The organism is Synechococcus sp. WH 8109, assembly GCF_000161795.2.
Taxonomy (GTDB): Bacteria; Cyanobacteriota; Cyanobacteriia; order PCC-6307; family Cyanobiaceae; genus Parasynechococcus.
In genome coordinates, this window is record NZ_CP006882.1 from 1,521,735 (window position 1) to 1,533,418 (window position 11,684).

The 11,684-nt window shown below is 55.1% G+C and carries 8 protein-coding genes; 6 read left to right on the forward strand and 2 right to left on the reverse strand.

The genetic code is table 11. The features are described 5' to 3' along the window. Nucleotides 1-64 precede the first annotated feature (64 nt). The gene (locus Syncc8109_RS08325; protein ID WP_006850583.1) at nucleotides 65-1,687 is read left to right on the forward strand and encodes an ABC transporter substrate-binding protein; all 1,623 of its coding nucleotides are present in this window, start codon (nucleotides 65-67) and stop codon (nucleotides 1,685-1,687) included. After that, nucleotides 1,687-2,706 (forward strand): ABC transporter permease, encoded by a 1,020-nt coding sequence (locus Syncc8109_RS08330; protein ID WP_006851373.1) that lies wholly within the window; start codon nucleotides 1,687-1,689, stop codon nucleotides 2,704-2,706. Before Syncc8109_RS08325 ends, Syncc8109_RS08330 begins: the two co-directional genes overlap by 1 nt. On the opposite strand, the gene Syncc8109_RS08335 is transcribed toward Syncc8109_RS08330, so the two are convergent. After that, nucleotides 2,700-4,346, reverse strand: a complete 1,647-nt coding sequence (locus Syncc8109_RS08335; RefSeq protein WP_006851340.1) for an alpha/beta hydrolase — start codon at nucleotides 4,344-4,346, stop codon at nucleotides 2,700-2,702. The two genes, Syncc8109_RS08330 and Syncc8109_RS08335, sit on opposite strands and share 7 nt — an antisense overlap. A 65-nt stretch (nucleotides 4,347-4,411) precedes the next feature. Here Syncc8109_RS08335 and Syncc8109_RS08340 point away from each other — a divergent pair, with 65 nt between their 5' ends. The 3 genes from Syncc8109_RS08340 to Syncc8109_RS08345 all read left to right on the forward strand — a co-directional run bounded on the left by Syncc8109_RS08340 (nucleotide 4,412) and on the right by Syncc8109_RS08345 (nucleotide 9,273). After that, nucleotides 4,412-5,626 (forward strand): MFS transporter, encoded by a 1,215-nt coding sequence (locus Syncc8109_RS08340; protein ID WP_025362449.1) that lies wholly within the window; start codon nucleotides 4,412-4,414, stop codon nucleotides 5,624-5,626. Between the two features lie 579 nt (nucleotides 5,627-6,205). Then, a complete protein-coding gene (locus Syncc8109_RS11855; RefSeq protein WP_006850538.1) occupies nucleotides 6,206-8,779 on the forward strand; it encodes a tetratricopeptide repeat protein in 2,574 nt (857 codons plus the stop codon). Nucleotides 8,780-8,937: 158 nt separating this feature from the next. Continuing rightward, the gene (locus Syncc8109_RS08345; RefSeq protein ID WP_006850040.1) at nucleotides 8,938-9,273 is read left to right on the forward strand and encodes a hypothetical protein; all 336 of its coding nucleotides are present in this window, start codon (nucleotides 8,938-8,940) and stop codon (nucleotides 9,271-9,273) included. 96 nt (nucleotides 9,274-9,369) lie between these two features. Here the strand turns inward: Syncc8109_RS08345 and ychF are convergent, their stop codons facing one another. Then, on the reverse strand, nucleotides 9,370-10,461 hold the full coding sequence (gene ychF / locus Syncc8109_RS08350; protein WP_006849836.1) for a redox-regulated ATPase YchF: 1,092 nt from the start codon (nucleotides 10,459-10,461) through the stop codon (nucleotides 9,370-9,372). Between the two features lie 51 nt (nucleotides 10,462-10,512). Here ychF and Syncc8109_RS08355 point away from each other — a divergent pair, with 51 nt between their 5' ends. Next, nucleotides 10,513-11,679 (forward strand): efflux RND transporter periplasmic adaptor subunit, encoded by a 1,167-nt coding sequence (locus tag Syncc8109_RS08355; protein ID WP_025362450.1) that lies wholly within the window; start codon nucleotides 10,513-10,515, stop codon nucleotides 11,677-11,679. The last annotated feature ends 5 nt before the right edge of the window (nucleotides 11,680-11,684 follow it).

An 11,684-nucleotide genomic window follows, 5' to 3' on the forward strand; every position in this document is an offset into this window, starting at 1 on the left:
GTTGAATGGGCCGACCCGTGTTGGTTGAGACCCGTTGAAGCGCATCGATCGCCCCACGAGATTGATGTGCGGTGGCGCGCTGACGGCTCTGGCCTTGGCCATCACTCAGATGGGGTGTCAGGCCCCGCCTCCCACCAACCGCATCACGGTAGCCTCAGCGGGCCGAATCAGCTCCCTGGATCCAGCCCAGGCCAGCACCCTCGGCGCCACGCAGCTGATCAGCGCCCTGGGGGATCCGCTCTATCGCCTCAGGCGGGATGGCTCTCTGGAACCTCGCCTGGCGGCATCGGCCCCCGTTCTGAGTGATGGCGGTCGCACCGTCACGGTTCCCCTGCGGACCGATGTGCGTTTTCACGATGGAACGCCGTTCAATGCCGCAGCCATGGCCTTCAGCCTGCGGCGCTTCCTCGAGATCGGAACCCTCAGCTATGTGGTGGGCGATCGGATTGCGGCGGTGGAGGAAGCCGACAGCCACACCCTGCGGCTGCGCCTCAGTCGCCCCTCCACATCCCTGCAGGGCCTGCTGACGTCGATCAACCTCACCCCGATCTCACCAACGGCCTACAGCAACCACCAAGACCGTTTTCTGCACGACCGCTTTGTGGGGACAGGCCCATACAAACTGGGCCGCTTCAGCGAACATCAGCAACGCTTGGAGCCCTTTGCCCAGTACTGGGGTGAGGCGCCGCGCAACAACGGCCTCGATCTGATCACGCTGAGCAACTCCACGGCGCTCTTCGGAGCATTGCGCAGTGGCGAGGTGGATCTGCTGCTCTCCGCCTCGATCGACGAAGACCAGCGCCACACCATGCATGAACGGGCCAGCGCGGGGGAGCTGCACGAGTCGGTGGGTCCGGCGATGGAGATCGGCTACATCACCCTGCTGAGCAACCGTGAGCCATTCCAGGACCCCAACCTGAGGCGAGCCCTGGCCGTCAGCCTGAACCGAAGCGAGATTAGTGAACGGGTGAGCTACGGGCTGCGCCGTCCGCTGCGGGCGCTGGTGCCCCCCAGCCTGGCCGGTGGCGCTATGGCCCCATGGCCCGAACACAACCCCGAGCAGGCCCGCGAACTGCTCCAGACAGCGGGCTACTGCAACGGCAGCACCCTGCGCTTTCCGCTCACCTTCCGCTCCAACGTGCCCGCCGACAAATTGCTGGCCCTCACCTGGCAGGCCCAGGTGCAACGGGACCTCTCGGACTGCCTGGCGTTGGATCTGGATGGCGTCGAATCCACCACCATCTACCGCCAACTGGGTGAAGGTGCCTTCAAAGCCGTGATGCTGGATTGGCGCGGCAGCTACCCCGATCCGGAGGCCTATCTGACGCCGCTGTTGAGCTGCACCTCGGTGGAGGGCAATATCTGCATGGAGGGAGAAGCAGCCATCAGCGGCAGCTTCTGGAGTGCCCCCGGATTGCAGACCGCCCTGCTGAAATCCGACACGCTGACGGACTATGCCCGCCGCACCGCCCTGGATCGTGTGGACCATCTCTCCGCCGACGGTGCCGCCTACATCCCCGTCTGGCTGGATTCACCTCGGGCCTGGGCCCAGCTGAACCTCCACCCTCCACGATTTGATGGCAGTGGTCAGCTGATGCTCGCTGAGCTGGAGCGCCGCCAGGACGGAGGATCAAAGAAAAGAGCGATGAACAGGGGAGCGACGAACAGCGGAGCGACGAAAGACTGATGGGACGCGCCCGAGACCTTGCCCGCTACAGCGCCACACGCCTCGCCCTGGCGCCATTGATGTTGTGGCTGATCGCCAGCCTGGTGTTCCTGTTGCTCCGCGTCGCCCCAGGGGATCCCGTTGATGCGGTGCTCGGCAGCCGTGCCCCCGCCGCCGCCAAAGCCGCCATGCGAGCTCGGCTGGGCCTGGATCAATCGTTGCTGGATCAGTACCTCAGCTATCTCAACGGATTGATCCAAGGCGATCTGGGGCAGGCCCTGATCAACCAGGAGCCGGTTCGAGCCATCATCGGCAAAACCCTCCCCGCCAGCCTAGAACTGAGCGTGATCGCCCTGGTGTTGGCTGCTGTGGTGGGGCTGAGCATTGGCTTCAGCGGCATTGCCCGGCCCGAGGGAAAGATTGACCTGGGCGGACGCCTCTACGGATTGGGCACCTATGCCCTGCCGCCCTTCTGGATGGCCATGCTGGTGCAGCTGGTGTTCGCCGTCAGCCTGGGCTGGTTGCCGGTGGGCGGACGCTTCCCCCCAAGCCTTCTCCCCCCCGAGGGCAGCGGATTTTTCCTGCTGGACAGCGCTCTAGAAAACAACTGGGCCGCTTTCCGAGGCACCGTGCGTCACCTGATCCTGCCCGCGGGGACCCTGGCCCTGCTGCTCAGCGGCACCTTCACGACCGCCCTGCGACTGAACCTGCGACGCACACTGCGCGGCGACTACGTGGAAGCGGCGCGCAGCCGCGGTCTGAGTGAGCGCCAGGTGATCCTGCGCCACGGGCTGCCCAATGCTTTGCTGCCGGTGCTCACCATTGCTGGCATCACCGTGGCCTCATTGATCGGTGGGGCCCTGCTGATTGAAGTGACCTTTTCCTGGCCAGGCATTGCCTTGCGGCTGCAGGAAGCCATCAACCAGAGGGACTACCCCGTCGTTCAGGGGATCGTGGTGGTGATCGCCGCCCTTGTGGTGCTAGTGAGTGTTGCTGTTGACCTGCTGGTGGCCGCCCTCGATCCACGGGTGCGCTACTGATCCAGCAGCTGCAGGGCCCTGCGATGGCCCAAGCGATGCCAGCGCGTCTTGGAACTGGCGTCCATCAGATGAACGGCATCGTTGCGGGGTGACATGGAGTTCAGGGAATCAAGAAAACCGATGACTTCATGGGCAATCACCCGTTGAACGCTGAGGGGGTTGACGCCCACCAACTCTTCGCCGAGCCGGAAGATGTCGTCCCCCTCTGACGCCTTGCCCTGGCCATCCACGCGAATCGGTGAAAAGTGACTGGCCCCCTCCACAACCACCACCCGACTGGCGGGATGCGCCGCCAACCCAGCCAAAAGAGCCAGCTGCTCATCCAGAGGAGGGGTGATCAGATCGAGGGTGCCACCCACCATCAACAGTGGAATCGACAACGCCCGACTGGTGCGGTGCGGCCAGATCAACCCACCAAAGCTGTTGAGCCCCACCACCGCACGTGGCGGCGAGTCCATTTCTTTGCCATCGAGCACATGGCCTGCCGCCAGTTCGCACTGGAGCACTTCCGACAGGTTGGTGAGGGGCAAGCCCGCCAGGGCCGCTTCACAGCGCTGGGACATCCCGGGCACCAGCTTCGCCCCACTGGCCAGGAGGGCCGTTAAGGCACCCAGGGAATGGCCCATCAGCACCACCTCGGTCCCGGGGATATTCAAATCACCCCGTTGTTGCGCCTCCAGCACCGCCGCCAGGTCAGCCAAGCGATCACCAAGTGCTAAGGCACCATCAAACGATCGACGCCCCTCCAGCAAACCCTGAACAGCGGCGGCATCGCTGCCGGGATGCTCAAGCACCAGCACGGGCCAGCCAGCCTGCATCAGCGAACGCGCCAGCCAGTGAAAGTGGTTGGGATCCCCGCCCAGCCCCGGCATCATCAAGACCCATGTCTGATCCGCTCGAGGCGACTCGGGGATCCAACGTTCCAGCCGCAATGGATGTGAACGATGGCCTACCGCAAGCGTTGCGCGACGGGGCGCATCAGCCGAGGCAGAACGCTCCCAGCCCTTGAGGGGCTGCAGCCGAGCCTCTTCCTGAGCCAAAGCCCGCATCAAGGCCTGATGGCGCTTCAATTCCAGCCGCCAGCGATTGGCAGCAGCCACCAACGCATCCAGATCAAGACGCAACTGTGGGGTGGGCAACGCCTCGAACACATCCAGTGTTGAAACGGTTTCCTGCCGTTCGAGCAACTGATCCAGCGTTGCGAGCACCAGCGAACGGTTGATGCGCTCTCCATCCTCCACACGAATCAATTCCCCCAGCGCATGCAGCAGCGGCCCCGCCCCCCAGCTGCTGAGCAGCTGACGCCCGAGGCTGCGGCGGGAGAGTACCGGAGCCTGGAGCAGACGGATCAGCCCCTTGCGGCTCTCGGGGGCGAGAAGCCCCATCCAGGTGGACAACTCCGATCGCGAGAGCTGCGCTGGATCAGCCGTGGGGGAACGCACAAAGGCGCCGTGTTCCTCCACCGAAACTGGAAGAACCACGCCGTCGATCTTGACCTCCACACGTTCTGTGGAGCCGACAGGCCACGATCCGCACGTGCTGAGCAGCAGACTGCCCATCAAGCCCATCGCGATGCATCGTCCTGTTAAGCGTCCGCGCAGCAACGCCTGATCCCCTGCGGTGGTGGACCCAGTTTCCATCACCCCTAAGAAACGTCACCCGACTGAGGTTCCTGGCGTCCATCGGTGCCGGCGGAGTGATGTTCATGACGCCGCTTATCTTTCATGCGATCGACTTCTCAGCCCGTGAAGTGGGAAGCGGCCTGGCCGTCTCTGCCCTGATCGGCACGGTGGTGCGCTTGCTGAGCGGTGCACTGCTCGATCGGGGCATCCGCTGCTCCTGGCCAGTGAGGGGCACAACCCTGTTGGCCATTGCAGCTGATCTAGTCCTGCTGCAGGCCGACAACTACAACAGCTACCTGCTCGGACAACTGCTGCTGGGCTGTGCGGCAGGTCTGTACTGGCCTGCCATCGAATTGGCCGTTCCCCTGAGTTGCGGCAACCTCCCCTCCGGACGGGGCTACGCCCTGGTACGAAGTGCCGATGCTCTGGGGATCGGCATCGGCACGCTGATCGGAACCGCTGCCGCCACCCTGGGAATGCTGCGGACGGTGTACATCGTTGAAGCGGTGTGCATGGGCGCTGTATTGGTGCTGATCAGCCTTGTTCCGCTCCAGGACGGTCCGCCTTATCGCAACCTCAACGGCAATGGCACGGTGCCGGTTGGTCAACGGCCACGATCAACGGCCCGGCTGCCTTGGTTGCTTCCCATGATGCCTGTGCTACTGGTCAGTGTGGTGGCCACAGGGATCCTGGCCCTTCAACAGAGTGCGCTTCCCCTCGATCTGGTGCGCGGCGGGCTGGTGCGACCGGCCCTGAGCGAAAGCCACAGCAGTGCCCTGATCGCCCTTCAGTTGACCTTGCTGGTGAGTCTGCAGTGGCCGGTGGGCCGTTGGCTGGCGGAGCGCAGCGTTGCCTTCGGCCTCGGCTTGAGCCTGGCGGGATTCAGTCTGGGCTGCAGCCTCATTGCCCTTTCCTCGCTGTTCGAAAACGGAACGATCCTGGTGCTGGCTGCCCTGCTGCCGATGGCCTTCGCCCAGGCCGCGTTCCTGCCTACGGCCACAGAAGCCGTAATTGAAGAGACACCCCCAGAACACCGGGGGTTGGCGATGGCGCTGTTTTCCCAGTGCTTCGCCATCAGCGCCATCGTGGCACCCCTCGCTGGAGGAGCATTGCTCGACCTTCAAAACAATGGCCTTCTGCTCTGGTTATTGATGGGTGGGGCCTGCCTGGTCGTGCTCCCCACCCTGCGCACGCTCGAGCCGCGCTACGGGGTGACAGCAACAGGCCAGGACATCGCCCCGCCGGAACGACAACGCTTTGACGCTCTGGCAGGCGGTTCAGGTCAACAACATCGATAAGAACTGACGACAGAGGATGAAGACCATCCGAGGGCCAAGAGAAGGCCATCTCTCAGTTAAGTGCTGAAGTTAAATACTGAAGAAGACCTTTGGGCTGCGAAATTACTGTGGTTTTTGCGGTTCAAATTCCGTCCTCTAACGAATCTCGGCACTAGTTGGAATCTCTCTGCCAATGCTTTTTCCATAAGTGCAAAGATGATGTTGTCGCTGATCACGCCTGACAGAAGTACAACCAGGATGTGCGAAGCAACCCCAACAACAGCAACCACTAGATTTGCTCATGCTGGTAATTGGGAGTAAAAACAGTTACTTTAAAGACTAGTGATGTTGCAGAACGGAAGGAGCAGACAAACTTCCCGATTTAGCACTTTATCGCCAGGAGAAGTTTGACAACGCAATATTCACTAAATAAAATATCCAAACAGCTAATACTGTTCTGAGTGATTAAGCTTTATTTTTGCACTTTGGTGAGGGCGATGAACAAGGCTGGTTTGTTGGCTTTTTTGAATTATGCAATCACTGCGGCTTGACTGTTGGATGGATTAAATATAGATTGGCAGTCATTAATGTTTTCAAACTATGGCAGGTTTTGGAAATAAATATATTAAGAAACACGATGAGAAATCGCAAGCTTGCCATGACGGAAACGGAGACGCAAAGGCTTCTTACAAAAAAGCACTTGATTGTCATCTAAAAGGAAGTCTTAAAAGTGCTGAAAAGGAGTACAGGAAGGCGATAAAATTAGGCTTACTAGAGCCAGGTATTTATTCTAATCTAGGACTAATCTGTAAAAATAGCGGCAGAATAAATGAAGCAATTTTGCTATTCAAGAAAGCAATTTCAATAAGTCCTGAGCACCCAGATGCTTATGCTAACTTGGGATTAATATATAAGAATTTAGGAGATTTCGAGCAAGCTATTTGTCTTACTCTTGAGTCTTATAAGCTTAAACCCTTAGACCCATTAATCCTGATGAACCTGGGTGGTATCTATCAAGATCTAGGCAGGCTTGACCAAGCCTTAGAATTTACGCTTAAATCCTTAAATCTGAAGCAGGATAATTCAATTGCTCTTGGCAACTTAGGCAGTATTTTCAAACAACTTGGTCGTTTTGATGAAGCACTTAGTTCAACTCTTAAATCACTTGAATTAGAACCTAAAAATCATAATACTCTTCTAAATTTAGGTGTAATTTATACAGGACTTGACAAACTTGACCAAGCTCTTGAATGTACTATCCAATCCTTAGAGATAAAGCCAGATAATCCGGATGCGCTGATGAATCTGGCTGTAATTTATAGAAAAATCGGATCTCCAGACCGCGCTCTCCCCCCTATTCTTAAATATTCAGAATTGAAACCTAACAACCATCTTGCCTTGTTGACTCTTGCTGGCATTTATATAGATCTAGGAGAGCTTGATGATGCATTAATTTATGCCTTAAAATCATTTGATTTGAACCCAAAAAATCATACTACTTGTTTGGTCCTAGGCAATATTTATAGAGACCTTGGTCGCCTTGATCAAGCTATTTTTTTTACCCATAAGTCTCTGGAGTTAAATTCCGATAATTCAAATGCTCATATGAATTTGGCCTTAATTTATAAAACTATCGGTAGTTTCGACAAAGCTTTGGCTTCAATTCTTAGTTCATTAGATATAAATCCTAGTAATTCTAATGCTTATGCAAGCCTAGGGAATATTTATTCATACCTAAAAGATTACGATAAAGCAATTCATGCTTATAAAAAGGCATTTGAATATAATCCGAGCATTGAGAATGAATGCCGTGCAAGACTGGGGTTTCCATATATTGTTGATCATGTCGATGAAGTATCTATTTTGCGATCAGAATATATGGAAAATGCGAGATCAATATTTGACTCAAAAAAAGAAAAGACTGTAAGCAACTTTTTAAACCTAGGTTTGTTTATGTTGCCATATCAAAATGGCAAAGATGATAAACAATTCTTGGAAGAGCTAGGTAAACTAGTTTCCCCCTGGCTTCAAGTATCAGAAAGTCAAGGATCAGAAGACACTGAGATAATCCAGCACCAAGAATCCCAACTTTTTGCTGCCGGTGCTCAAAGAGTGGGCTTTTACTTTGACAATACACATAGTGGTCATGTTGTCTTCAGGCATTATTTTAATATCGTTAAAAGTTGCCATGAAAGTGGTTTAGAAGTCGTCATTATCAAGGGCCCAAATGCTTCTAATCAGGATTGCGCTGAACTAGAAAAACATTCCACATGTGTCACTCAAATATCGTCAAACTTGGAAAATTCAGTTAAGATTCTAAAAAACCTAAGTCTTCAAGTTCTGGTTTACACGGAAATCTTTTCTTCGCCTGTGCCTTACTGCCTGGCGCATAATAAAATTGCAGCGACTCAGGTAGTTTTACCTGGAAATCTTATCACTACAGGCATTCCAAATGTAGACTATTTTATATCAAGCGAATACATGGAAACAAATGATTCGCATAAGCTATACAGTGAAAAACTGATTCAGCTAAAGGGTATGCCTCACGGCATTACTGATATATCGTTGGCGACTTGTAATGGCAATCGTAGTAATTTTAACTTGCCTGAAGGCGCGCAGATATTTGGACTATTGCACAATCCTATAAAATTTCACCCAGATTGGGATCAACTTTTAGAAAAAATAGCACAACTAGATAGCAATTCAATTTTTCTTCTTACAGGCAAAAATACTAAACCTCATGGCCTTCTTGTTGAAAGATTGAAAAAGAATGCCCCAACTTTCTTATCACAATGTAGATCATTTACACGCATGGGTATTGTTGATTATTTTCACCTCCTTTCATGCGTCGATGTAGTTCTTGATCCAATCCATGTGGGATGTGGTACTACTTCGATTGATGCTTTAAGCATGGGAATTCCAATTATATCGAAGCCAGAAGATGTGCCTCGTACTCAGATTGTGCAAGGCCTTTATAAGCTTATGGATATAAAAGAAGCTCCTATCGCTCGCTCAGATTCAGAATACGTTTATTGGTGCGATAAAATGTCAAGAACCCGCACAGAATACCGAAATCTTAGTCAAAAAATAAAGTCAAGATTCGCTAGAGTCTCGAATGAAAATAAAAAATCAACAGTTCAACTCGTCAAAGCAATAAAAAGCTGGATGGTATAAACGCATAAACCTCTTGGCCCTTATAGTTCATTTTAGCCGAAAATGAATAGTATTGAAGGTTGGCAATTTCTGCACTTTTTCTTTAGATCTATAGGTTCAAAGAGGGGGGGGGTTGCTATTATTTGATATCTCAACCAGGGAACAGATGTGCACGCTCTATGGACGTTCCAAGGAATGATCAGCAGCCAAACTTTGTTAACCACGGCACCGTAAAAGCAAGATCAGGTCGCTCGATCAAATGGTTCACGGCAATGCTGCTTGCCGTAATGCTGACGCCGCTTGCCAGAGCCGCTCAGCAGGATGAATGGACATTGGTGGCTTACGTAGAGAGCAAGAAAGCGGCTTACCTGGTTCTGAGGACAATCACCCAGGAGATCGAACTAATTCCGGTTGAATCCCTGCATCAGTGCGAGAAAATTGGAAGTGAGATCATGAAGGGTGGAAAGTTGAGCAAGTTCCTTAAGGGATACAAATGCATTCCAGGTTTGCTTTAAGCGAACCAACTAGAGTTCACTGATATTTCCCGAATCAGGTGCTCTTGAAAAATCAAAGGTCTCTAAAGGGAATGTCTAGGCAATCAAATGCTTTGACTAAACGTTGAACAGAAACTCCATCACATCGCCTTCATCGACCACATACTCCTTCCCTTCACTGCGCAGCCAGCCTTTGTTGCGAGCTTCCGCCAGTGAGCCGGCCTCCAGCAGCTTCTCCCAACCGATGGTCTGAGCGCGGATGAAGCCCCGCTCGAAATCGGTGTGGATTACACCGGCAGCCTGGGGAGCTGTCATACCGGCTTTGAAAGTCCAGGCCTTTGTTTCCTTTTCACCGGTGGTGAAGTAGGTGCGCAGCCCGAGCAATCGATAGGTGGCCCGAATCAGGCTTTGCAGACCGCCTTCCGTCACCCCGAGGCCTTCCAGATAGTCCGCGGTTTCCTCATCTCCCAGTTCCACCAGCTCCGCTTCCACCTGGGCAGAGATCCGTACCGTTTCGGCACCTTCCTTGGCTGCCAGTTCAACCACCTCGGTGCAGAAGGTATTGCCCTCTGCCAGGTCGTCCTCACTCACATTGGTGGCGTAGATGATCGGCTTAGCGGTTAAAAGACCCAAGGGCTTGATCATCGCCGCTTCTTCATCGTTCAGATCGACACTGCGGGCCGCACCACCGTTCTCGAGCACCGCCTGAATCCGTTCAAGAGCAGCGTCTTCCACCTGTGCTTCTTTGCTGGTGCGCATCTGCTTCTTGAGACGCTCTCGGCGCTTCTCAATCTGAGCCAGATCCGCCAGACCCAGCTCAAGATTGATCACCTCCGCATCCCGGGAGGGACCCACTGACCCTGAAACATGGATGACGTCATCGTCCTCGAAGCAGCGGATCACGTGAACGATCGCGTCCACCTCACGGATGTTGGCAAGAAACTTGTTGCCCAGACCCTCGCCCTGGCTGGCGCCTTTCACCAGACCAGCAATGTCGACAAACTCCATCCGGGTCGGAATGGTGTCCTGGCTTTTGCTCAGTTCTGTGAGCCGGTCCAATCGTTCATCGGGCACAGCCACGGTGCCGACGTTGGGCTCGATCGTGCAGAACGGAAAATTGGCAGCCTGCGCCTGAGCGTTGGCGACCAACGCATTGAACAAGGTGGACTTGCCCACGTTGGGCAATCCGACAATTCCAGCTTTGAGCATCGGCGGAATCTACCGGCCAGCGGCGAGACTGTTGTGAAGTTTTGTGGGCCCATGCTGCAGTCCTTGCGCTCCCCTGCGTCCCCATCGCCTGAAGCAGAGCTGGCCTCAGAGGCAAAAGCACGATCCATACGGCCCAAAACCGCGATGGTGGGATTGCTGCTTCTAGCCCTGGGCGGGGGTGGGCTGCTGCTGCGTTTCGGTCCCTGGAGCAACCGTCAACGGGATCTGACGCCCTTCACCACCACAGCTGAACGCGGCGTGCTGTCTGGGGTGATCAGCGCCAGCGGCGAACTGCAGGCTCAGCAGAAGGTGAACGTGAGTCCGCGCCAGCCAGGTCTGCTGGCGGAGCTGATGGTGGATGAAGGGGATGTGGTGGAGAACGAGCAGGTACTGGCGGTGATGGATCGCGGCGATCTCGATGATCGGCTGCAGGAGAAGCAGGCTCTGCTGCGTCAGGCCGACGCCAATTTCAAGAGCAGAAAAGAGGAATTCGAGCGTAAAAACCAGCTATTTGCCAGCGGCGTGATCAGCGCTGACGAATTCAGTGGTGCCCGCTTCGACCTGCTGGCCAGGCAGGCGGGCCTGGTGGCAGCCCGAGCACGGGTCGAGCAACTGGAACAGGAGAGCCGCGAAAAGACGATCCGCGCCCCCTTCTCAGGAACCATCACAGCGCGCTACGCCGAACCGGGGTCGTTTGTGACCCCGACCACAGCCGCCTCGGCCACAGCCGGTGCCACCAGCGCTTCGATCGTTGAGCTCTCGCAAGGCTTGGAGGTGAGGGCCCGCGTTCCAGAAAGCGACATCGGCCGCATCGAGCCCGGCCAAACCGCCGAGATCCGGGTGGATGCCTATCCCGATGAGCGCTTCCAGGCAACGGTGAGTGAGGTTGCCCCCCGCGCCGCGAAAGAGAACAGCGTCACCTCCTTCGAAGTGAAGCTGAACTTCGTCAACCCGCAGAACAAACTGAAGATCGGCATGACCGCCGACATCAATTTCCAAACCGGGAACAGTGCGCCCAAAATCCTGGTACCCACCGTGGCGATCACCCTGGAAGACGGCCAACAGGGTGTGTTGCTGGTGGATGAATACCAGCAACCACGTTTTCAGCCGGTGGAACTGGGCAACAGCAGCGGCGACAAGACTGCAATCCTGAACGGTCTCGAATCAGGAACTCGCGTGTTCATCGATCTGCCCCCCTGGGCTGATCGCCGCGATTGATCCAC

Coding starts and splice junctions, on each gene's coding strand:
- Syncc8109_RS08325 (WP_006850583.1), top strand. CDS start 65: ATGTGCGGTGGCGCGCTGACGGCTCTGGCCTTGGCCATCACTCAGATG.
- Syncc8109_RS08330 (WP_006851373.1), top strand. CDS start 1,687: ATGGGACGCGCCCGAGACCTTGCCCGCTACAGCGCCACACGCCTCGCC.
- Syncc8109_RS08335 (WP_006851340.1), bottom strand. CDS start 4,346: ATGGAAACTGGGTCCACCACCGCAGGGGATCAGGCGTTGCTGCGCGGA.
- Syncc8109_RS08340 (WP_025362449.1), top strand. CDS start 4,412: ATGACGCCGCTTATCTTTCATGCGATCGACTTCTCAGCCCGTGAAGTG.
- Syncc8109_RS11855 (WP_006850538.1), top strand. CDS start 6,206: ATGGCAGGTTTTGGAAATAAATATATTAAGAAACACGATGAGAAATCG.
- Syncc8109_RS08345 (WP_006850040.1), top strand. CDS start 8,938: ATGGACGTTCCAAGGAATGATCAGCAGCCAAACTTTGTTAACCACGGC.
- ychF (WP_006849836.1), bottom strand. CDS start 10,461: ATGCTCAAAGCTGGAATTGTCGGATTGCCCAACGTGGGCAAGTCCACC.
- Syncc8109_RS08355 (WP_025362450.1), top strand. CDS start 10,513: ATGCTGCAGTCCTTGCGCTCCCCTGCGTCCCCATCGCCTGAAGCAGAG.